Source organism: Daejeonella lutea (assembly GCF_900168015.1).
In the GTDB taxonomy this organism is placed as follows: Bacteria; Bacteroidota; Bacteroidia; order Sphingobacteriales; family Sphingobacteriaceae; genus Daejeonella; species Daejeonella lutea.
In genome coordinates this window covers 1-23,409 of the sequence record NZ_FUYR01000003.1, presented here as the reverse complement: position 1 = coordinate 23,409, position 23,409 = coordinate 1, and the positions used below count along the sequence as shown (strand labels likewise).

The following is a 23,409-nucleotide window of genomic DNA, read 5'->3' as shown; positions in this document are numbered from 1 at the left end:
CTTCCAACCTCTTGCCTCCTACTTCCTGCTTCCCTTGAGCAGCTCCTCAATATTTTTCGAGAACGATAACAAGTCACCCTCCTCAAAACGTTTCCCCAAAAACTGAATACCTAACGGAAGACCATCGGGATTATTGCCCGCGGGTAAAGATATTGCAGGAATTCCCGCTAGAGATGCCTGGACAGTAAAAATATCTGCAAGATAATTAACAACAGGATCATCACTTGCTCCTCCAATTGAGAAAGCCGGGGTGGGCGCTGTAGGTAACATAATGAAATCAAATTCAGCTAATATTTCATCCGTTTTATCGCGGATAAGTCTTCGAACTTTTTGCGCCTTGGCATAATAGGCGTCGTAATAACCCGCACAAAGAACGAATGTTCCTAACACAATACGCCTTTTCACTTCCGGCCCAAATCCTTCAGAACGAGATCTCTTGTAGGTTGTTTCAAGATCAATTGCTTGATCACTCCGATAGGCATAATGAACTCCGTCATAACGCGCAAGGTTTGATGACGCTTCAGCCATAGTCAGGATATAATAGGCAGGAACGACATATTCGAGCAACGCGAATGATACGGGCTCCACAATGTGACCTTCTTCCCGTAACGAGTTAATACTTCTTTCAAAAGCAAGTTTTACATCTTCGTCCAAACCACTGGAATGAAGCGCTTCCGACAAATAAGCTATTTTCCTTTTTCCTCCTGACTCGCGCATCTTAGAATAGCTTTGAACCGGGCAACTTGAGGTAGTACTGTCTTTTTCATCTACACCGGCTATTACTTCAAGAAGCAGGGAAGCATCGTCCACGCAACGGGTGAGCGGTCCGACCTGGTCGAACGATGATGCATAAGAAATTATTCCATGACGTGAAACACGTCCATAAGACGGTTTCAAACCAACCACGCCGCAAAACGATGCTGGCTGACGCACTGAGCCTCCCGTATCAGTGCCAAGGGCAGCATGGCAAAGACCCGCCTGCACAGCCACAGCCGAACCGCCTGAAGAACCTCCAGAAACTTTTGTTATATCCGCATTATTTTTAACCGGTCCATAAAAGGACGATTCATTCGATGCTCCCATCGCGAATTCATCACAATTAAGTCTGCCGATGATAATTGCATCTTCAGCCAAAAGTCGTTCTACAACTGTTGATGAAAAAGGAGAAGTATAATTATCCAGGATTTTGGATGACGCGGAGACCTTGTGATCGAGATAACAGATATTATCCTTTATGCCGATAACCATGCCAGCAAGTTTGCCCGCCTTTCCGGCTAGAATTTTCTCTTGTATGCGGGAGGCGGCAGAAAGTGCCTCTGCGGGAAACACTTCAAGGAACGCATTAAGTTCCTTTCGCTCCTCTATCCTTTGAAGGTAGCCGGTAACAAGATCTGGTAATTTCAGATCACGGGAAACTAAAGCGGATTGTACTTGGGCGAGAGATGAAAAACCTTCCATAAATGGAATGTGGTATTATTAGATAAAACAGCTTAGATAACAAACTGCCTGCCAGGGATAATTACTTCATCGTCTCTAAAGCAACTTCTCCTGGCAAATTAAAATAATTTCCAGCAAAATCCAGTAGCATGGATATTGGGAGATTATAATGACTAATTACTTATTATCCTGGTCTTTATGTGTGGCAGCGGCATTATCACCTTCACCATTTTGAGCGGTCTTAAATTCCTTAATCCCTTTTCCCAATCCACGCATAAGTTCTGGTATCTTTTTACCACCAAATAACAGCAGAACAACTACCACAATCAGAATAATCTCAGTAACTCCAAGTCCTGCAATCAACAAAGTTGAGCTTAACATATTTTCTTTATTTAGTGTGCGATTTTTGTTTCTTCAGTACTGACTTTTCCTGAATTATCGGATTCTGGTACAACTGGCGCTTCAGGATCAACATTAAAACTTCCGTCTGGCTGAACCCCATGATCATAATCCGGTGAACCAGGATCCACATTGTACGTGGTTTCAGTCTTAACTTTATCCATATCTGCTGTAGCCTCAGATACCGTATTAATATTATTATGAATTTCCCGCTTTATACCGTCAGAAGCATCTTTAAATTCTCTTAAACCTTTACCAAGCCCACGTGCAAGTTCCGGAAGCTTCTTCCCGCCAAACAACAACAGGACAACCAGGAAAATGACAATCATTTCCGGCCCGCCCATATTTAAAAACAATAAAATTGAACTATACATTTTTCAAAAAATCAATATACAAATATAGGCATTAAAAATACCTAAAAATCAAATTAATTTGCCAGCCAGCCCGCAGGATTCATAGGCTCGGCACCCTTCCTTACTTCAAAATGGATTTCTGTGGTTCCATCCACCGCATCAGTGATCACTGTACCAATGTTCTGCTTTAACGTGACTTTTTGTCCTCTTGATACACTGACTGTGCGTAAATTTGAATAAACAGTGAAATATTCCCCATGACGGATCAATACGGCATATGACCCGGCGAAGTTCTGAACTGCAGCTACCTCCCCGCTAAACACAGCTCTCACGGCAGATCCCGGAGCAGTTTTTATATCCACTCCATTATTCTCAGTTGTCACATTTCGCCCATAGGTATGATTCCCGAAATCTTCAATAATTATCCCATTCGTTACCGGCCAGGGCAAACTACCCCGGCTGCCCAGAAAATCAGATGATAGTTTGGCTGATTCAGGCGTTGCAGCTAGGATACTTGACCCTCTCGAAATCGGTTTAGCGTCCGGTGCTTCCTTATTTTCGGCCTTTGCTTTGGCCGCTGCCGCCCTGGCTTCCGCTTCAGCTCGCTTCCTGGCTTCTTCAATCTCACGATTAATTGCATTTGCGATTGCCCTGTTCAAAGTCGCAGATTCTCTTTGTTTTTGGGAAAGCTCTTGCTTTAACTTCTTTTCTTCACGACTAAGTCCGGTGAGAACCTTTGACTTGCTGTTCTTCTGTACACCTAAAGTACGTCGCTCCTTTTCCTGATCGCTTAACAAGTTGCTTTTCTCTTGTTTATTGCGGTCCAGCTGTTCGATTTTAATGTTAAGGTCCTTAGATGTACCTTCGATATACATTGCTTGCTTTTTGCGATATTCACTGAATTGCTGAAGGTATTTTAACCGTTTATATGCCTGGTTAAAATTCTGAGACGCAAAAATGAACATCAATTTACTGTACGAGCTTTGATTCCTGAAAGCGAAGAGCACCATTCCTGCATACTCTTTCTTCAACTTGTCTAACTGGGCTTGAAGTGAGCGAACAACATTAGTATTATCAGAAATCTGGTTATCTAAAAGCCTTACTTCAGAATTAATCGTGCTGATTTTTTCCTCCCTGAGACGGATCTGCGCGTTTAATGCACGTATTTGTTTTAATGAAAGATTTTTACTGCTAGAAGTTTGATTTAGGCTTCGATTGAGCGACTCTATTTCACGGGTTAAAGCTTCCTTGCGCCGCTTCAGCTCCGAGCTGCTCTGCCCAAAGGCCACAGAACCCAGACATAAAATAAAAAGGAATAAGAAATACCTCAGCAACTTCATTAATACAAATGTATCTAATTTTTGATCGTATAACGATCCGGAACCCGAAATGGTATGTCAATCGGCACATCAAGTTCAATTTTAGAAAATTTGAGATCCAGACTTATACTTTTATTTTTTGCCTGGGACTTCATAACCATCGAATGCGGAATAGTTTGTTGAGAAACCAGCTGAAAATCACCGTAACCCACAAATAGCGATTGCCCTGCATTGGTGTCACGCAAATCAGAATGTGTTACTTTACTTTGGTCGTTCAGCGTCAACTTGTATAACATCGACCCTATAATACTTTCCAGTTCCGTTTCAGCTCCAGTAACCTTCAGTTCTGTGGAATCTGAAACAAATTCTGGAATAAGGTTTCCCACAAACACGGATTGTAAGGTCGCGAAATTTATCTTGTTGTTAGTAAACTCGTAGAGATAGCTAAAAGGCTTCTTTATATATTCATTTTCGAGACGATTAATTACACGGACGCTGTCCGGGGTTATTAAAGCCCTCGCGACTTCGAGTCCGGCAATTGCAGTAACAGAAACCCATATCGCTTCGTTATTCTTGATCCGGATATTCATTGTCACATCATTGGAATTATTGCCGATGCTGAGGGCAGCTTTTGCTTTTCCCGACATGGTGTTGAAATTCGCCTGCTTACTCTTAATGTCTGCGATCTTCTGAGCAATACCTGCATTATTTGAATCGGCAGGCTGATTGCTCGTAATCACAGCTGCCGTATCGCTTCTAGGGTCCGACGTTATAATTGCTTTCTTCGCCTTACATGATGCAAGCAAGCCCAACACTAATAAAATAGCAAGCCCCCTATTCAACATATCTCTTCTCATTAATTTTTTTATTTAATTGTTCTGATCCGGCACCCGTTCCTTTCGCCTTTATCCATTGCTGTAATGCGAGATCTTTCTCTCCTAATAAATACAAAATATCCCCATAATGTTCCATTTGAGTTGAACTATTTGTGGTATCATTCCTGAGAGCACGTTCGATCCAGGTTTTCGCTTCAGTATATCTTTTAAGCTTAAACAGAATCCAGGCATATGTATCTTCGGAGGATGCGTTATTTGGATTTAATTGCACCGCCCGTTTAGACATTTTTTCCGCTTTGTCCAAATTTTCACCGCGCAATGATAAGTAGTAGGCATAATTATTCAGGACATAACTATTGTCGGGATGTATTTCAAGTGCTTTTTCATAGGATTCATCAGACTCTTTATACTTTTTTAACGCATTATAGGAATCACCGAGAGTGGAAAAGATCTGTGTGCGAATTTCCTGATCTTCAGTTTCCAGGTCCGCCGCGTTTTTTAAGTAAGAAACGGCCTTTTCGTGCTTTTTGGTTTGGGCATAAGCGATACCGGTATACAGATATAATTCCGCCTGGTTTGGAAAAACAGCAAGCCCCTGTTCTCCATCAGCGATGGCCTGCTGGAAATCGCCCTGACTAACTTCGATCCTTAAAAGCTGTTCCCAGATTTGATAGATCTGGTCATTAAGCTTGAGTGCTTTTTTGTAGGAATCGCGTGCTTCAGCATACTTTTTTTGCTGAAAAAGCACATCACCATATACTGCAAAAGCCTTTGCTTCCTCAGGATGAGTCGCTGTCATGATAGACGATAATTCGTTAGCATAAGCTTGTGCCTTGAAATCAGCAAACATAGGGAAGAAAGAGAGCACTATCCGCACCTTCTCATCAACATTAAGGTTCGGATCAGCAAATGCAACCTTTAACTCGATGAATGTGTTGTCAAACTGCTTTAGAGCTTTATAATTGTCTGCAAGGGCTAGCCTGATCATCGCATTCCCAGGATCCACAGCCTTTGCCTTATTTAATACTGCTATAGCTTTATTTCTATCCCCGGATTTGGTATAAACTTCACTGAGATATAAATAATTGCGCACATCGTCCGGCTGATCTTTGATTTGCTTCTCAAGTTCTTGCTCGACCTTTTCAGGCTTCCCTTGTTGCAGTAGTATTCGCTGTTTTGCTGCAGACAGATCCTGTGATGAGCCGAATTTGGATTCAATTTCGTCGTATGCAGCAACTGCCTGATCAGTTTTTTTAAGGATCATAAAAGCATTTGCGCGATCGTAATAATTGTCCTCTTTATCCGGCCTAAGTCTGATAAGCTCTTCGAGAACTAGGATCAGTTCCGAAATATTATTTGTTTTCTTATATATCTGTGATAAAAACGACCAGTACCATTCATTGTCGGGCTTTACAGTTACTGCATTCCGGATTAACCGCTCAGCTTCAGTTTGTTTATTCTGAGCAAAACTCATATTTGCGAGCTCGTACATCGCGGCATCATTGGCGGGATCTATTTCGAGAACTTTGTTAAACGAAACAGCTGCACGAGGATAATTTTCCATCAATTTCTCATGCAAACCGTCGAAATAGATTTCCCGTGCCTGCAAACTATCTTTCTGGCTTAAAACCTTACCCACTACGATTACCGGGCCGCCCGGGACTTTCTGAGCAGCAGCATCTATCACGATGATCGCCAGGGCAAATGTAAAGAGGAGTTTTGTTTTCATTTTTTGTATCGGTGATCGGGTAAGCAGTAGTCAGGTAAACTGGTAATCGGGTAATCGGTAAGCAGTAATCAGGTAAACAGTGATCAGTAGTCAGGAATCAGGAAATAGGGAAGAGGAAATAGTCTACCTGACCGAGTTTGGTAATCCGTAATCAGTCCCAGGCGCGACTCAATTCTCCACTCTCCACTTTCAACTCTCCAACTTCCACCTTCCACTTTCACCTTTCCACGTTCAACTTTCAACTTTCAACTTTCAACTTTCAACCTAAACAAAGCCCGTATGCCCATATCCCCCTTCACCCCGAACAGTCTCTGTTAAGATATTGACTTCTTCCCAGCTTACCTGTTCGTGCCTTGAGATAATCATCTGCGCGACACGGTCGCCATTTTCTACTTCAAATTCTTTATCTGAAAAATTAACAAGTAATATTTTTAGTTCCCCCCGATAATCCGCATCTATAGTTCCCGGCGAATTCAAAATACTAATGCCATGCTTTAGTGCCAATCCACTTCTCGGTCTGATCTGCGCCTCAAAGCCTACAGGAAGCTCGATAAACAATCCGGTTGGGATAAGTTTTCTTTCCATCGGGGCAATTATTACCGGCTCCGTCAGATCTGCCCGAAGATCCATACCAGCAGACGCCTGGGTTTCGTAAGCAGGTAAAGGGTGTTCGGACTTGTTGATAATCTTAATGTTCATATTTGAGATGTGAGAGAAAAGATATGAGAAATGAGATACAGTTATTACGCTAATTCTATGATCTTAGCAGGTTTCTTAATTCTTTTCTCTCAATATAAAAAGTAACTAACGTAAATATAACAAACAGGGTATTTCCAATGATTAAATTACGGTCAAATACTACAAATGATACAAAAACGATTGTCACCGATGTTAGTATGTAGCTGATGTTTTTCCCTATCTCGTAGGGAATAGGGTAATTCTTTTGCCCCCAGATGTACGATAGGACCGCCATTGAGGAGTAAACTGTCAGGGATATCCAGGCGGAGGCAACAAAGCTAAATTGCGGTATAAAAATTAAATTCAAGACAATTGTAAGTAATGCCCCGATGCCAGATATATACAACCCATATCGGGTCTGGTCGGATAATTTATACCAAATAGACAAATTAATATAAATTCCCAGACTAAGGTATCCGAAGAGCAGCACAGGTACGATCTTCAAGCCCGACCAGTACAAAGCCTGTTGACGTAAAGCTTCGGCGCTCGTATCTGTGGCTTCTCCCGAAAAGTAGGCAAGAATACTATTACCGCCCCCAATAAAATATTTGAGAAGTTCGATGTTCGCTACTAACAATACAAATATCAGGCAGACGGCTACTATGAAGTAGTTCATGATCTTGGCATACGTCACTCCTGAATTTTTGTTTTTTGAGTGACTAAAGAAAAATGGTTCGGCCCCCAGCCTGAAAGCCTGGATGAAAATACTGAGGAATATCGCAATCTTACTGCAGGCGCCATAGATCCCCACCTCAGTTGTCGAGATATTTGGAGGCAACAATTTTTCAAGAAATACCTTATCTAAATTTTCATTGATTATAAATGATATGTTGGCAATCAGGACTGGAATGCTATAATACATCATGTCCTTCAGCAGCTTACCATCATAGTTTAAGCGAATTTGTAAAAGTTCTGGAATCAACAATATCAGGGTCAACACACTTGCAATAAGGTTGGAAAGAAAGACATATCCCACCCAACCTGGGCGAAACCATTCGGATAAGAAAGCTGCACCGGGAAGATTTTTGCTTATTATCGTAGGGGCTACAAAAATGAAGAAAAGGTTCAGTCCGACAAACGTTAGAATATTGACAAACTTTAAAAAACTGTAGCGAACAGGCCGACCATCAGCTCTAACCTTTGCAAACGGTATAACAGCTAAGGCGTCGGCGACAAGTATCCAAATGAAGAATTTGATAAATGTCGCGTAATCTTCATCATAACGTTTTCCTTCCTGCATCCAGGCGGCAATTTCCCCCACAAAAAGCGTAGAGAAAGCCAGGAAAACAGTCGACAGGGCCAGAATTGCTATAAACGTATTATTATAAACCTTTTGCTTGTCGTTTTCATATTTATTGAGGTAGCGAAAAAAGGTGGTTTCCATTCCGAACGCTAGTACAGCATTTAGAATTGAAGCCCAACTGAACATCACAGTAAAAATCCCGTAGACCTTGGCCGGATAAATACGAACGTAAATCGGCGTCAGTATGAAGTTGAGAAGCCGGGAAATAATAGTGCTTAACCCATAAATAGCAGTCTGGCCTGCAAATTTCTTAATTACTGACAATGGGGAGAATGATTAGCATTATTTTCGTACAACTTCAAAATTACGATAGTTTTTCATTTCGCCTTCCTTCACTTCGACATTTTCCACTGCTGAGCGATCAGAGCCTTTATGACAAAACTCCAGAAAGAGTTCAAGGGAGAAATCATCGCCTTCTGCCTCTATGGCCACTGTCCCATCCGGTCTGTTACGTGCTGTTCCTTTGATACCAAGCTGATCGGCGACTGCCTTACTTGTAGCTCTAAAAAACACACCTTGAACACGACCTGAGATGATAATATCTAAATGTTTCATAAGTACTTTAAAAAAAGGCAAACTACTAAATGTACTTTAACTTATTAAAATAATTGACCGGAGGTTCCGGCTTTCGCCGGAATGACAACGCATTAATATTGAGTATGGAGATTTCAGCTTTCGCTGGAATCTGAGCCTGCAACTCAATTGAAAACGGCATGTTACAAAAAGTGAAAGGTGATAAACTCAGATTCCGGCGATGGCCGGAATCTCCCTATTTTGCCCCAACGATTTGTCATTCCAGCGAACGCTGGAACCTCTCAGCTCTCTATAAAATCCAATTTCAAACATCGGCAAAGCCCGACCAATTTTTTACTTCTGTAAATAACATCAAATAAACATTAGACCCCACTCAAACCACCATCTTCCGAATCCTCTCTTTTTCACTAATAAATTCTTGCCACAAGTCCATTAAAATATCCCGGGCAGGTTTTATCTCACGAATACTTGATGCAATTTGACCTATCTCCAGTTCACCCGCATCCAGATCACCCTCGAACATACCCGCTTTTGCTCTTCCTTTACCCAAAAGTTCCATTAAATCCGAACGGGTAGCTCCATTGGCCTCGGCCTTTTCCACTTCATGAAAGAAGTCGTTTTTCATTAATCTTACGGGAATGAGTGATTTCATACTCAATTTGGTATCACCCTCGTTTGAGTTAATTATTGCCCTTTTAAAGTTATCGTGAGCCGACGATTCTTTTGAAGCTGCAAACAGCGAACCTACCTGCACGCCTTCAGCTCCAAGTGCGAAGGCCGCAAGCATAGCTCTCCCGCTTCCGATACCTCCTGCGGCAATAACAGGGATTCTAACAGAATCGCAGATTTCGGGAATCAAGCACATGGTAGTCGTTTCTTCCCTTCCATTATGTCCACCTGCTTCAAAGCCCTCAGCCACAATGGCATCAACGCCGCTTTTTTCCGCTTTCAGGGCAAATTTTTTGTTTGCGATCACATGTACGACCTTAATTTGATTTTCCTTTAAATATGTTGTCCATTTTGAAGGATCCCCGGCAGAAGTAAAAACGATGTCGACTTTTTCTTCTACCAAAATCTCGAAAACCCGGTCGATATCACGATACAATAAGGGTACATTTACCCCGAATGGTTTTGAAGTAGCCTGTTTACATTTCCTGATGTGCTCGCGCAATAAGTCCGGCCCCATAGATCCGGCCCCAATAAGACCGAGTCCGCCAGCATTTGAAACCTCTGAAGCTAAACGCCACCCGCTGCACCACACCATACCGGCCTGAACAATTGGGAATTCGATGTTGAAAAGCTTTTTTATAGCATTCATGAGAAGTAAAGTTGGATCTTTTCCCGACAAAGAGCAAATATAGCTAAATGGAGAGTTGAGAAATTTAAACGTTGTGTCAATCCTTATTTTCAAACTCCCAATTCTCAATCTTCAATCTCAACTTTCCATTCTCAATTCTCAACTCACTAAACTATTCTCCTCACTTCAGATTGTGATGTAATCTCCAAACCATCCGTATTCGTTATAAGGTTCAGTCCCGGTTTTTTCCCCTGCTCTATCGAACCGTATTTATTATCGATACCTAAAAATCGTGCTCCATTAATTGTCGCCCAACGGAGGATGTCCGGAAAGGCCAAGGAAGGAAAATGCTGCTTAATCATCTTCAATTCAGAAAGAATACACAATTTATCGTTAGATGCAAGACTATCAGTTCCTACTGTGATGTTAAAGTCGTGAAACTGGAAAATCTCGATTTTGGGGAGTCTTCCCTCGATGTAAATATTGGCTTTTGGACAAAAACACCAGTGAATATCACGATTAAAACGGTTAGCAAAATAAATGTCTTTCAAACTGGTGTATGTATTGTGAACGAGCAGTATCCTTTGCTGAGGTGCAAATATGGGAATTACCGACTGGATGGAATTTCGTGCCTGCGGCTTAAAAAAATCAATATTTATGTTCAGTGCCTTATAAAAATCAAGAAACTTCCCAGTCTTGTATCGAAATAATTGATTTTCATCATCACTTTCCTGATTATGCATACTGGTAAGTTCCGAACGCCCTTCAGAATTCTTTTGAAATAACTTTAGCAAATCTTTAGAAACAGAATATGGCGCATGGGGCGCTAGCGATGCCGGGCTCGGCGAGAAATCTCTTAATAAAGCAATGGCTTTTTTATATATGCTTTCCGCATTTTTTGGCTCGAAGCCCAGAAACTCAACAAATGTGTGGTAATGAATGTAACTTTCCTTTTTAATGTTTTTAGAAAGCAGATTATTCGATATATCACCAACTGCAACTATCCCGTTCTGTTGCATAACCTGATCCGCGTCCTTCATGGCCTCCAGGATTTCCTTCTCCTCCGATGATCTGTGAGTGATAACATTAGTAAGAAAAGGAATAAGTCCGGAACCCGGAGCAACTTTACCCTTCATATGCGACAACTCCAGATGGCAATGGGAGTTAATGAATCCCGGAACAATTACCCCTTCAAGGCGTTCAACAGGTCCATTTATTTCGGCATTAGCTTTTTCGTATAAGTTAAGGATCTCTCCTCGCTCATCAAATGAAACAATCCCATTTTTTAGCGGCGGGGCATTAATGGGAAAAATGTAATCAGCACTAACATATTTGATCATGCCGAGGTTGCGGAAGGGAAATGATTAATCACAGGTTAAATAAATATTTAAATATAACAATTTGTCACTCGGTCATACGAACATCATGTAAAAAGGTTAATACTTTTTTCCAAATTTTGATTGGTAACTTTGCAGAATCTCATGGAGAATTCTAAAACTGATATCAGGGCCTTATCTATAGATAAGCTTAGGGAGCATTTTTCTGCACTGGGTGAACCCGCGTTTCGCGCTAAACAAGTTTTTGAATGGCTGTGGGAAAAATCTTGTACTGACTTTGAAGAAATGACTAATCTATCAAAGCCTTTGCGGGAGAAATTGAAGAGCTCGTTCACAATTAATAATGTAAACATTCACCAATCTCAGTTCAGCTCTGATAAAACAATAAAAAATACCTTCAAATTGTATGACGATAATATAATTGAAGGTGTACTCATACCGGCAACAGATAGAATGACCGCCTGTGTCAGCTCCCAGGTCGGTTGCAGCCTCACCTGTAAATTTTGTGCAACAGGTTACATGGATAGAAAGAGAAATCTTAATCCCGATGAGATTTATGACCAGGTTGTGCTGATTGATCGCCAGGCGAAAGAAAACTACCAGGCTCCTCTCACGAACATCGTATACATGGGAATGGGCGAGCCGCTGCTAAACTACGCTAATGTTCTTAAATCGATCGAACGGATAACCGCGAAAGATGGTTTGAACATGGCTGCGAAACGGATTACGGTTTCCACGGCTGGGATTGCAAAGATGATCCGTAAACTTGGTGATGATGAGGTACGATTTAACCTTGCGCTATCGCTGCATGCTGCCAATGATGAAAAAAGAAATACAATTATGCCGATCAATGAGCAAAATTCTTTGAAGGCACTCGCAGAATCTCTTAAATACTATTTTTCCAAAACCAGGAATCCGGTCACTTACGAATACATCATTTTTAATGGCTTTAATGACAATTTACAAGACGCTGAGGAACTCGCAAAGTTCTGTAAACACATCCCTTGTAAAGTAAATATTATTGAATATAATCCAATCAGTTTTGCTGATTTTGAGAATGCTGACATCGATAAAACCGATCAATTTGCTACCTATCTGCGCAAGCAAGGTATCAATACCAATATCCGCCGAAGCCGGGGTAAAGACATTGACGCGGCCTGCGGACAGCTGGCGGTGAAGAGTTAATTCTCCGTTTTCTAAATAGTATATCCCACCCAACTTTAACCGCTAAGAGAAATAGTTATTTTCAAATCCAATAGGCGACTTTGACAGACTTAGTGGGCAAACCACAGAGAGCACGAAGAAGACACGGAGGACACAGAGAATGGACATTTCCAAGAATGAAATTACGGGTATCGTTATCGGGGCAGCAATTGAAGTTCACTCGGCTTTAGGCCCTGGACTGCTGGAAAGGGCCTATAGTGAATGCCTGGCCTATAAACTTAGAGAATCAGGGATCTTCGTTGAAACAGAAAAATCCGTCCCTTTAATCTTTGAAGACGTAGAACTCGAATGTGGTTATAGAGTGGATCTTTTAGTAGAGGGAACCTTAGTTGTTGAAATAAAAAGTGTTGCATCTCTTAGTGATGTACACCTTGCACAAACGATAAACTATATGAAGTTGGGCAACTATAAAATTGGTTTGCTAATAAACTTTAATGTCGTTCGATTAAAAGATGGCATCAAACGCCTGCTTAACGGCCCATACTCTCTGTGAAACTCTGTGTAATTCTCCGTGTTCTCCGTGGTAAAATTATTCCATACCTTCACGATTTCATCTCCCTCTTCTTCCCAGACCTTTGCGCCGGCTGCGGCACAAACCTGTTTAACAACGAACAATCAATATGCACAAACTGCATTTATCATCTTCCAGTAACAAACTTCCATAACGATCCGCAAAACAGACTCGCGAAACAGCTCTGGGGCAGATTTTCATTCGTCCAGGCATCGTCATTTGTCTATTTCAACAAAGGGGGAAGAGTGCAGAATATCATGCATCAGCTGAAATATAATAAGAAGCCTGAGGCAGGTTTCAGAATGGGCCAGCTATATGCCCATGCATTAAGAACTTCCGAGTCATGGCAGATCCCGGATTTTATTATTCCCGTCCCACTCCATCCAGGAAAATTAAAAAAACGCGGATACAATCAGAGTGAATATATCGCAAATGGGATAGCATCAACCCTGGCTGTACCTATGAAATCGAACAATTTAATCCGCATAGAAAACACGGACACACAAACAAAAAAATCACGATTCGCCAGGTATGAGAATCTTAGTGGAGCATTTATGTGCCTGGATGAAAATGCATTGAGGAATAAACACATTCTTGTTGTTGATGATGTCATGACGACAGGGGCAACATTGGAGGCATGTTGCATCGTGTTGCTCGAGCTCAATAACGTCAGAATTAGTGTCGCTACAATTGCTTTTGCTGAATAGCTCTTTCCTTAAAAATTTATTCGGCTGAAAATCAAATGCTTGAAAACTAATTGAAGTTTTTTTTACCACTCATGAAACATATCGAAGGTTTCAGCGTATAATATATCGAGAGCGTTAATTTAGATAGAAAGAGCTGGATACCTTTTAGGTTCCGGCTTTTTCTTCTTTATCAGCCCCGGCGCTTAAGAAGCGTGCTTATCTTCGCATAAAGTTCGCCAGGAACGAATGGCTTCATTACATATCCGTCCATTCCACATTCACTAATTGTTTCTAGCTCATGGGCAAAAAGAGATGCTGTAAGGGCAACGATTGGCAATTTTGTATAAGCTCCTCCTAATTTTCTAATTGCACGGGCAGCATCCATACCGTCCATTACCGGCATGTGCAGATCCATCAGCACGAGATCATATTGACTGTCAACAACTTTATCAAGAGCAACTTTTCCGTTCTCGGCAAAATCTACTTTCACACCCCATTTCGAAAGAACTTTACTGGCTAGTATGCGATTGATTTCATTGTCATCAACTACCAGTATTGTCGCCTGTAACTGCTCAACGGGAGATTTATTTTCTTCTAACATAATTGATTCCTGAGAGCGATTGAAGTCGATAATAAAACTAAATTTCGAGCCTTTTCCACGCTCGCTTTCAACCTCGATACTGGAATTGTGCAAAAGCAGAAGGCTTCGGGTAATAGCAAGCCCCAATCCTGTACCCCCATATTTCCGTGTCGTGTCTGAACTAGCCTGTGTGTATGATTCGAATATTAAGTCAATTTTATCAGGTTCTATCCCAATCCCTGTATCTGAAATTTCAAAACGAACTCTTACCGTTTTCTTCGTTTCCTGGACAAGGTCCAGCTTCAGCTTGACCTCTCCAACTTCAGTGAATTTAACAGAATTACCTAACAGATTGATCAGTATCTGATATAAACGCGTATTATCACCCTTAACGTATGTGGGGATACGGTGATCTATTTCTGATTTAAGAACTACCGCCTTTTCTGCGGTTTTGAATTGAAGTGAATTCAAAGTCTGAGACACCAGTTCCTTAAGATTAACATTTACATTTTCCAGAACCATGTTCCCGGTCTCAATTTTTGTGAAATCGAGAATGTCATTTATCAACTTGAGCAGATTCTGAGCAGAGAAGCCGAGAATCTTCAAATTCTCCATCTGCGACTCCGTAGGATTATCATCCATCAAAATATGAGACATCCCGATAACGGCATTTAGAGGTGTCCTTATCTCGTGGCTCATGACTGACAAAAAGGTTTCTTTCGCCTTGCTCAACTGAAGCGCTTCCTCGCGGGTCTTAATTAGTTCCTGCTCTGCTAATTTACGCTCTGAAATGTCATTTATGATCTCCACCTGCTGATCTGGTGTTCCATCTTTAGTAAAAGTAGGCGTATTCGAAATTGAAAGCCAGATAGGAGTACCGTCCTTTTTATAATTTAGTATTTCAATGGTCGAGGGAATAGACGCCATAGCATTCTTGCGGGCTGCCTCAAGCAAATTTTTATCTGTCCCTTCACCGGCCAGTAAGTCACCGGGACGTGTATTTTTGAAATCCTCAAGAGTGTAGCCAGTAAGCTTTTCGAGGGCATCATTGACCCATTTTATTTTTCCATCACTTGTACTAATAGCTACGCCATTTATTGTTTTGCTTGCTACCAGAGACAGTAGGGTAAGTTGCTCTTCAGTATTTTTCCGTTCAGTTATATCAGTTATGATTTCGACCTGCCGCTCAATTTCGCCCGCATCATTCAGTATCGGGGTTGTAGACGCGTGAATCCAGATTGGTGTTCCATCTTTCCTGTATATCTGCAGATCAATCCGATAAGATTTGTTCTCTGCAATCGCTTGCCGGGCCTCTTCCAATGTTGCTGTATCAGTGACATTACCGACCACCACTTCACTCAATCGCTTACCCTGAAGCTCCTCAAGATTGTATCCCAGCATGGCCTCTGTAGCAGAATTTATCCATATAACCTTGCCCTGGCCATCACGAATAACTACACCACTGGCAGACTTACTGGCAACCAGCGAAAGAGTTTCGAGATCTTCTTCTACTTTTTTCCGCGATGTTATATCGATAATCACCTCAACCTCTTTATCAATATTTCCGTAACTGTCAAGAACAACGGAGTTTAATATTGATAACCAGATAGGTGTTCCGTCTTTCCTGTAAGCCAAAAGATCGACATTGAAGGGAAGTTTGTTTTTTGTCTTCTCCCGGGCACTTCCCAAAACTTCTTTATCGGTTTTTTCGCCGGATAATATATCGCCCAGCCGGTGTCCTTGTAGATCTTTAAGACTATACCCTGTGATGTTTTCCGAAGCCTCGTTGGACCATATGACGCGGCTCCTGCTATCACTAATTACCACTCCATTGTTGACTTTATTCGCAACAAGTGATAACTGCTCCAGCTCCGCAATCATTTTCTTTTGTTCGCTTATATCCCTGCCATTTGCATACCATTTATTGTTCTTGACAGCGAGCGACCATCCCATCCATTTTGCGGTACCATCTTTCAATTTTATCCTGGCCTCAACTTCGAAGTTCTTCTTTCCGGCAGACAAGCCTTCAGTAAAAATAGGAACAAGCCTCTGCAGGTCCTCTTCAGGGAAATAATCCCATATTGCTTTACCTTCCCCTTCTTCAGGGGTATAGCCCAGCATTTTCTCAACAGCTTTGTTAACTACAAGGATGGTCCCATTCCGGTCCATAATACTTTGCAGCTCTGCCGAATTATTAAACATCGTGCTGATCTCTTCATGTTTGGAGATGAGATCCTGAAGTTCCAAATTCTTTTTCCGGGCTTCAAGATGAGCGACCACCTCATCCGCAAGATCGGTTAATGCCTGTTTTTCCTCGTTGTTAAGATCGCCGGGGACAACATCCATTAAGGCTAAGGAGCCCAGGGCTTGTCCGTCTGGAGACCGTAAAGGAGCACCGGCATAAAATTTTATTTTAGGATCGGCCAGCACACCCGAAAGATTCGCTGTACGGGGATCCAGGCTGGCATCAGGTATTACTACTAATTGATTTTCTTCAATGGTGAATCTGCAAATTGATTCGTTCCTGAGGTAATTTTCAATCTGGATACCATGCTGCGACTTAATGAAAACACCACTATGATCAACGAAAGCAATGACCGCAATCGGCTTCTTAAAGATGTATGAAGCTAGCCGCGTAATGCGGTCATACTCTTCTTCTGGCAAAGAATCAATGATCCGGTAACTCTCCAAAGATTGTAACCGGAAACTCTCAAGGTCCCCTGCAACAGAATCAAGCATTCGATGTTTATTTTAAGAATATAATGGGAATTTTTCCATCATCTCGTTAACCTTTTTCCGAATCTTCTTAAAATTGGAAGCACTTCCAGGGTTAGAAATCACTTCATCAATTAGTTCAACAATTTTGATCATTTGTTTTTCTTTCATACCCCTGCTGGTTACTGCGGCAGTTCCAACACGTATTCCTGAAGTTACAAACGGCGATTTATCATCAAATGGAACCATGTTTTTATTAACAGTTATAGCCGCCTCGCCGAGAGCATTTTCGGCGTCCTTACCTGTGATATTTTTATTCCGCAGATCAATCAGCATCATATGGTTGTCAGTCCCTCCTGATATTAGCTGATATCCACGCTCCACAAATGCTTCGGCCATTGCCTCGGCATTTTTCTTTACCTGGATAATATATTTCATATATCCTTCACTAAGAGCCTCGCCAAAGGCTATCGCTTTTGCTGCTATAATATGTTCCAATGGTCCACCCTGAGTACCTGGAAACACTGCCATATCCAATACAGATGACATCATTCTGATTTCTCCTTTTGGAGTCTTTTGCCCCATTGGATTTTCGAAATCCTGACCCATCATAATCATACCACCACGTGGTCCCCTTAGAGTTTTGTGCGTGGTTGAAGTTACTACGTGGCAATGCGGAAGCGGGTCGTTAAGCAGACCACGTGCGATAAGCCCTGCCGGGTGAGAAATATCAGCCATCACCAAAGCACCGATCTTATCCGCTACAGCTCTGATAAACTTATAATCCCAGTCTCTGGAATATGCCGAAGCCCCGCAAATGATCAATTTAGGCTTTTCCTTAAGAGCTACTTTTTCCAGGTTTTTATAATCGATCAGGCCCGTTTCCTTGTCAACACCATAGAAAAATGGTTGATAGAGTTTTCCCGAAAAATTCACTGGCGAGCCATGGGTCAGGTGTCCACCATGAGACAGGTCAAATCCAAGAATCTTGTCACCAGCGTTTAAAAGTGCAAGAAGCACTGCAGCATTAGCCTGAGCACCTGAATGCGGCTGCACGTTTACCCAGGCGGCATTGAATAATTCTTTTGCACGTTCTATTGCAATATTTTCAACTTCATCTACAACTTCACATCCCCCGTAGTATCTCTTTCCAGGCAAACCTTCCGCGTATTTGTTGGTCAGAACTGAACCAGCAGCTTCCATTACCTGCTTGCTTACGAAATTTTCTGATGCTATTAACTCCAGGCCAGTTTCCTGACGTTCTTGTTCTTCTTCAATCAGACTAAAAATAAGTTTATCTCTCTTCATGGATGTAATAAAGTGTTTTGGGGGATATAAAATAAATACTAAGGGTAAAAATACAAATTAAGATTTGATTGACATTAAAGTAAGGGGGGAAAAGCTTTGGTTGAGCGCTTGGCGCTTGCCTGACCATCGATTTTTACCACAGAAAACGCAAAGTACATACAGAGGACGCAGAGGTCGCCGTATTAGTTTTTTTAACCCCAAAGAGCACGGAGGGACACAGAGTTGCACAGCTAATAATAACACAGAGCTCTCAGAGAACCAGCAAAAGCGCAGATAACTAGCATGCAAAGCTGCAGAGTACACGCAGAGGAGATCCCCACTTTCGTGGGGATGACACGGGCGCTGTGCTGTTTGGGTGGGGTGAGGATTTTGCGGCCCTTGCCGCAAAATCCTCACCCCACCAACTTTATAGATACAATTGTCATTCCCGCGAAAGCGGGAATCTCCCACCAATTTTATTGATTACCCTTCCCTTCAACCCAAAAATTATTATACCCCAGCCCCGTCTGTATCGTGATCAGATCCTGCTGGATCATCTCCAGTAATGCCAGGAAATTATAAACAAAATGTACCTTATTCTCAGAGTTTGACAGCAGGTGTTTAAAATCAAGTCTTTTGTTTATCTCGAGCAGCTGCTTTATTACAGTTTTTTGATCTTCAATATTATAAGGATATTGCTCTACGATATGTTCTGCATGACTATCCCGCTGCTTGCTTTTATTGAGAACCCTCACATAGGTCATCATCAATTTGTACAAATCAAAAGATTCAAGTTCCTCACCCGGTTCGGAGGTTAAAGCAACCTGCTGCAGATCGAACGGGATGTTACCGCGTTTTTCCAGTTGAAAGCGCTCGTTCTCGAGGAGTCTAAACTCTTCGGTTACAAGTTTTATCTTTTTATACTCAATAAGCTTTTGTATCAGATCCCGCTTGAGGTCAATCTCGTTTCCTTCCTCGTCAAGGTCGGGTCGCGGCAGTAACATTTTCGCTTTGATCCGCATCAGCGTGGCAGCAACAAAAATAAATTCGCTTGCCAACTCGATATTGAGGCTGTTCATGTGATGCAGATACTCGAGAAAGTCGTCCGTAATTTTTGCAATCGGGACATCCTGAATATCAAGCTCGTCTCTCTCAATGAAAAATAAGAGAAGGTCAAAAGGGCCTTCAAATTGTGGGAGACGGATTTCGAAGTTGTCGGCGGGTTGCATTGGGCAGGTTAAGTTACGAGAAATGTTTTAAAGATGGGAAGTATGAGGTATGAGGCAGGAAGAATGAAGAATGAAGTCGGAAGTCGGAGGTCTGAAGTCAGAGCTGGGCGGAGAGGACTAACAAAGTATCCTACCTTAACTTATGAGAATTTCGACGAGCGGGCGGGTTCCTCTAATTCGTCGAGAAATGTGATGCGAGAAGAAATCTCTATTCCTTATGGCATATAAACGTCATTCCGACCGAAGGGAGGAACCCAATATAGATCAAGAGGTTCCTCCCTTCGGTCGGAATGACGACGGGCGGTAGTGGGGAGATTGAGATTTCTCCGAGCTTGACGGGAGAACTTATACATTGAAGTTTTGGCCGTTCGTCGAAATAATCGCGTAAGAATGGGGTGTTGCGATTAATAAGGGGGAAGCGGAACTTCAATATCATAATTTCTCGTGCCTCCTGCATGCTACTTCCTACTTCCTGCCTCCTCCTTCATTCCTCCTCCTTCATTCCTCCTTCTTCATTTTCTACTTCCCATTAAATAACTTAATTTTGTAAATTCAACTATTACAAAACCTACATGGAAGTTAAGGCGGGCGAATTTCTTGAGCAGATAAACTATCCTGCTGATCTTAAAAAATTTAGCGAGGCAGACCTCGTTCGGATCTGCAACGAACTCAGACAGTTTATTGTAGATACGGTCTCGGTTAACGGTGGCCATTTTGGGTCTAGCCTGGGCGTTGTTGAATTAACAGTTGCACTTCATTATGTACTTAACACCCCGTACGACCAGCTTGTATGGGACGTTGGCCACCAGGCTTATGGTCATAAGATCCTGACGGGAAGAAGACATTCGTTCCATACCAACCGCATTTATAAAGGAATAAGCGGCTTCCCAAAAAGATCCGAAAGCGAATATGATACGTTTGGAGTAGGCCATTCCTCGACCTCCATCTCAGCTGCGCTGGGTATGGCAGTCGCATCACAATATAAAGGAGAAACCGACCGTCAGCATGTTGCAGTAATAGGCGACGGCGCCATGACAGGCGGGATGGCTTTTGAAGCATTAAACCATGGTGGAATTGAAAATTCGAATATCCTGGTTATCCTAAACGATAACTGTATGTCAATCGACCCAAATGTTGGCGCTTTAAAAGAATATTTGACAGACATTACCACTTCGAAATCATACAACCGCTTTAGGGATGACATATCGTACGTCCTGACTAAAATCAGCGATCTGGGTCCTAATGCCCATGAAATGGTCAAGAAAGTGGAAAAAACCATAAAAGGCGGATTATTAAAACGCAGCAATTTTTTCGAAGCGCTTAAATTCAGATACTTCGGACCAATTGATGGCCATGATGTTAAACACCTGGTTAAAGTTCTTAATGACCTTAAAGATATCCCTGGACCGAAATTGCTCCATTGCGTAACCGTTAAGGGAAAAGGTTATGCTCTGGCAGAAAAAGACCAAACAAAATGGCATTCTCCAGGCCTATTCGATAAAATAACGGGTGAAATCAAAAAAACTAATTCAGACAAACCTTTAGCTCCTAAATATCAGGATGTCTTTGGCAATACCATTGTCGAATTAGCTGAGCAAAACAAAAAGATCATGGGCGTTACCCCCGCAATGCCTTCCGGATCTTCGCTAAACATAATGATGAAGGCGATGCCTGACCGCGCATTCGACGTGGGTATCGCAGAACAGCACGCTGTTACGTTTTCGGCCGGGCTAGCTACTCAGGGAATGGTTCCTTTTTGCAATATATACTCCACATTCATGCAGCGGGCGTATGACCAGGTCGTTCATGATGTTGCAATACAAAAGCTTAATGTGGTTTTTTGCCTGGATCGTGCCGGCTTCGCTGGTTCCGATGGACCAACTCACCACGGTGCTTATGATCTGGCTTACATGCGTTGTATTCCAAATATGATCGTATCGGCCCCAATGAACGAAGAAGAGCTTAGAAACCTGATGTTCACTGCTCAACAGGAAAATATGGGACCATTTAGTATCCGGTACCCGCGGGGAAATGGTGTTATGGTTGACTGGAGACGGCCTATGAAAGCCATCGAGGTAGGAAAAGCCAGGATGATTTGTGATGGTGAGGACGTGGCCATTTTAAGTATTGGACATATCGGAAATGAAGCAGTTAAAGCCTGTCTCGAATTAAACTCCGAGGGGATCCATCCAGCCCACTACGACATGCGTTTCGCAAAACCTCTCGACGAAACAGTACTTCATCAGGTATTCAGCAAATTCAAAAACGTAATTACCGTCGAAGATGGTTGCATACAAGGCGGCATGGGTAGCGCAGTTATCGAGTTTATGGCTGATAATAATTATTCTGCCAATGTCATTCGCCTGGGTATACCTGATAAAGTAGTTGAACACGGCGAACAGCCAGAGCTATGGGCAGAATGTGGTTATGACAGCAAGGGTATAGTTAAGTCCGTTGAAAAACTAGCTGTAAGCCGGACGACGAAATCAATCGCTTCCTGAGACGTTTAGATTTATTTAAACAAGTAGTAAATTCCCCAACCTTATCTGAATAAATTAGAATGGATCAATCTGCCTTAGAGCAAATCATTGTCTGCCCTGCGTGTAAAAAACCAATGCAATTTAGAGATGATATTTTCAAATGCACAGATGCTGGTTGTAACGCCACATACCCTGTTTTTAACGGCATCCCCATTCTTATAAACCCGCAAAACGATCTTTTTGAACAAAAAGATTTTGAAGTTGAAGGCGATATATTTTTTAAGACCTACAATAATAAGACAATACGTTTTCTCAAAAAGGTTCAGCCAGATATAACTTACAACAATGTTAGTGAGAAAAACTATCAGGATATGGCTTTCCTCCTCCAAGGCCAAAAACCCCTGCGGATTTTGATTTTGGGTGGTAGTGTGGACGGGGTGGGCATTAAACACCTAAAACAAATTCTGGATACAGACGACATGTTGGTCGAGACCGATGTTTCTTATGGCCCAAATACCACGGTAATTTGCGATGCCCATGAAATTCCATTCGCAGACGAGAGCTTTGATCTGATTATCGCCCAGGCCGTCCTGGAACATGTACTTGATCCATTTCAATGTGTAAGGGAGATGCACCGTGTTCTGAAAAACAAAGGCCTTATCTATGCTGAAACACCGTTTATGCAGCAGGTACACGGGGGCAAATATGACTTTTTAAGATTTACCCATCTTGGCCACCGCCGCATGTTCCGGAAATTCAATGAAATCAGCAGCGGTGTCGTTGCCGGAGCTGGTTCTGCACTGGTATGGTCTTTAAAATATTTTCTTACGAGCTTTGCTAACACCAAAAAAGTCGACCGCATCTTAAGTTATGGCGGAACATTTTTATTTTTTTGGATAAAATACTTCGATATTATACTTAACAAGAGCACAGGAACCATTGATGCAGCTAGTGGCTTTTATTTTTTAGGGAGAAAGGAAGAGGGATATTTGTTGAGTGATAGGGAGTTGCTTGCTTCTTATCGGGGTTTTAGGTATTCGGCTGAAGAATGACGTTTGTTACCGCCTCTTGCCGGCGGAAATTCACATACTTTTTGCTTTAGGTGACCGTTGCACAACTAACATCGGTTGATAATTCATGTTTTTCTAAAAAGGCACTTTTCCTGAAATTAGATCATGCAGGGAAAGAAAAAATATCAAGAAAAGCTCTTCCTCAATTTTCAACTTTCTTCAGCTGTACCTGAGGACAATTTCTACAGGAGATTAAATCAGATAATCGACTTCAGCTTTTTATATAAAGCAACGAATAAGTATTATGGTTCAGAGGGCCAGCGTAGCATTGATCCGGTTGTATTTATGAAGCTTATGCTGGTTGGTTATTTGGAGAACTGCAATAGTGATCGTCGTATTATAGCG

Annotated in this window: 19 protein-coding genes; 5 read left to right on the top strand and 14 right to left on the bottom strand. The window is 42.0% G+C overall.

What is annotated here, in order from left to right; all coding sequences use genetic code 11:
• Positions 1 to 18: 18 nt before the first annotated feature.
• The 11 genes from gatA to B5X60_RS13655 all read right to left on the bottom strand — a co-directional run bounded on the left by gatA (position 19) and on the right by B5X60_RS13655 (position 11,285).
• Positions 19 to 1,458: an Asp-tRNA(Asn)/Glu-tRNA(Gln) amidotransferase subunit GatA gene (gene gatA, locus B5X60_RS13710; RefSeq protein WP_079703297.1), complete on the bottom strand. Its 1,440-nt coding sequence runs from the start codon at positions 1,456 to 1,458 to the stop codon at positions 19 to 21.
• 156 nt (positions 1,459 to 1,614) lie between these two features.
• Positions 1,615 to 1,818, bottom strand: coding sequence for a twin-arginine translocase TatA/TatE family subunit (gene tatA / locus B5X60_RS13705; protein ID WP_079703296.1), 204 nt, complete (start codon positions 1,816 to 1,818; stop codon positions 1,615 to 1,617).
• Between the two features lie 11 nt (positions 1,819 to 1,829).
• Positions 1,830 to 2,210 carry a Sec-independent protein translocase subunit TatA/TatB gene (locus tag B5X60_RS18580; RefSeq protein ID WP_079703295.1) on the bottom strand — a complete coding sequence of 127 codons (381 nt, stop codon included), beginning with the start codon at positions 2,208 to 2,210 and terminating at the stop codon, positions 1,830 to 1,832.
• 53 nt (positions 2,211 to 2,263) lie between these two features.
• Entirely contained in the window at positions 2,264 to 3,529 is a 1,266-nt protein-coding gene (locus tag B5X60_RS13695) for a murein hydrolase activator EnvC family protein (RefSeq protein WP_079703294.1), read from the bottom strand.
• Between the two features lie 14 nt (positions 3,530 to 3,543).
• On the bottom strand, positions 3,544 to 4,365 hold the full coding sequence (locus tag B5X60_RS13690; RefSeq protein ID WP_079703293.1) for a DUF4292 domain-containing protein: 822 nt from the start codon (positions 4,363 to 4,365) through the stop codon (positions 3,544 to 3,546).
• Complete coding sequence (locus B5X60_RS13685) at positions 4,343 to 6,073, bottom strand: tetratricopeptide repeat protein (protein ID WP_079703292.1); 1,731 nt, start codon at positions 6,071 to 6,073, stop codon at positions 4,343 to 4,345. Before B5X60_RS13685 ends, B5X60_RS13690 begins: the two co-directional genes overlap by 23 nt.
• A gap of 264 nt (positions 6,074 to 6,337) precedes the next feature.
• Positions 6,338 to 6,772, bottom strand: a complete 435-nt coding sequence (dut, locus tag B5X60_RS13680; protein WP_079703291.1) for a dUTP diphosphatase — start codon at positions 6,770 to 6,772, stop codon at positions 6,338 to 6,340.
• A 55-nt stretch (positions 6,773 to 6,827) separates the two neighbouring features.
• A complete protein-coding gene (locus B5X60_RS13675) occupies positions 6,828 to 8,378 on the bottom strand; it encodes an oligosaccharide flippase family protein (protein ID WP_079703290.1) in 1,551 nt (516 codons plus the stop codon).
• A gap of 18 nt (positions 8,379 to 8,396) precedes the next feature.
• Positions 8,397 to 8,669 (bottom strand): acylphosphatase, encoded by a 273-nt coding sequence (locus tag B5X60_RS13670; protein WP_079703289.1) that lies wholly within the window; start codon positions 8,667 to 8,669, stop codon positions 8,397 to 8,399.
• Between the two features lie 352 nt (positions 8,670 to 9,021).
• Positions 9,022 to 9,966, bottom strand: a complete 945-nt coding sequence (locus B5X60_RS13660; RefSeq protein WP_079703287.1) for an NAD(P)H-dependent flavin oxidoreductase — start codon at positions 9,964 to 9,966, stop codon at positions 9,022 to 9,024.
• 146 nt (positions 9,967 to 10,112) lie between these two features.
• Positions 10,113 to 11,285, bottom strand: coding sequence for an amidohydrolase family protein (locus tag B5X60_RS13655; RefSeq protein WP_079703286.1), 1,173 nt, complete (start codon positions 11,283 to 11,285; stop codon positions 10,113 to 10,115).
• Positions 11,286 to 11,426: 141 nt separating this feature from the next.
• Here B5X60_RS13655 and rlmN point away from each other — a divergent pair, with 141 nt between their 5' ends.
• From rlmN to B5X60_RS13640, 3 genes are all read left to right on the top strand, one after another.
• The gene (gene rlmN, locus B5X60_RS13650) at positions 11,427 to 12,467 is read left to right on the top strand and encodes a 23S rRNA (adenine(2503)-C(2))-methyltransferase RlmN (protein ID WP_079703285.1); all 1,041 of its coding nucleotides are present in this window, start codon (positions 11,427 to 11,429) and stop codon (positions 12,465 to 12,467) included.
• Positions 12,468 to 12,606: 139 nt separating this feature from the next.
• Positions 12,607 to 12,999 (top strand): GxxExxY protein, encoded by a 393-nt coding sequence (locus B5X60_RS13645; RefSeq protein WP_245803527.1) that lies wholly within the window; start codon positions 12,607 to 12,609, stop codon positions 12,997 to 12,999.
• Positions 12,996 to 13,724: a ComF family protein gene (locus tag B5X60_RS13640; RefSeq protein WP_245803526.1), complete on the top strand. Its 729-nt coding sequence runs from the start codon at positions 12,996 to 12,998 to the stop codon at positions 13,722 to 13,724. The genes B5X60_RS13645 and B5X60_RS13640 overlap by 4 nt, the downstream gene beginning before the upstream one ends.
• A gap of 169 nt (positions 13,725 to 13,893) precedes the next feature.
• On the opposite strand, the gene B5X60_RS13635 is transcribed toward B5X60_RS13640, so the two are convergent.
• The 3 genes from B5X60_RS13635 to B5X60_RS13625 form a co-directional block, all read right to left on the bottom strand.
• Positions 13,894 to 17,022: a PAS domain S-box protein gene (locus B5X60_RS13635; RefSeq protein WP_079703284.1), complete on the bottom strand. Its 3,129-nt coding sequence runs from the start codon at positions 17,020 to 17,022 to the stop codon at positions 13,894 to 13,896.
• A gap of 12 nt (positions 17,023 to 17,034) precedes the next feature.
• Positions 17,035 to 18,306: a serine hydroxymethyltransferase gene (gene glyA, locus B5X60_RS13630; protein WP_079703283.1), complete on the bottom strand. Its 1,272-nt coding sequence runs from the start codon at positions 18,304 to 18,306 to the stop codon at positions 17,035 to 17,037.
• Between the two features lie 455 nt (positions 18,307 to 18,761).
• Positions 18,762 to 19,514, bottom strand: a complete 753-nt coding sequence (locus tag B5X60_RS13625) for a segregation and condensation protein A (protein WP_079703282.1) — start codon at positions 19,512 to 19,514, stop codon at positions 18,762 to 18,764.
• A gap of 572 nt (positions 19,515 to 20,086) precedes the next feature.
• On the opposite strand from B5X60_RS13625, the gene dxs reads away from it, so the two are divergent.
• Together dxs and B5X60_RS13615 are read left to right on the top strand one after the other, a co-directional pair.
• The gene (gene dxs, locus B5X60_RS13620) at positions 20,087 to 22,015 is read left to right on the top strand and encodes a 1-deoxy-D-xylulose-5-phosphate synthase (RefSeq protein WP_079703281.1); all 1,929 of its coding nucleotides are present in this window, start codon (positions 20,087 to 20,089) and stop codon (positions 22,013 to 22,015) included.
• 113 nt (positions 22,016 to 22,128) lie between these two features.
• Positions 22,129 to 23,046, top strand: coding sequence for a class I SAM-dependent methyltransferase (locus B5X60_RS13615; RefSeq protein WP_170878459.1), 918 nt, complete (start codon positions 22,129 to 22,131; stop codon positions 23,044 to 23,046).
• The last annotated feature ends 363 nt before the right edge of the window (positions 23,047 to 23,409 follow it).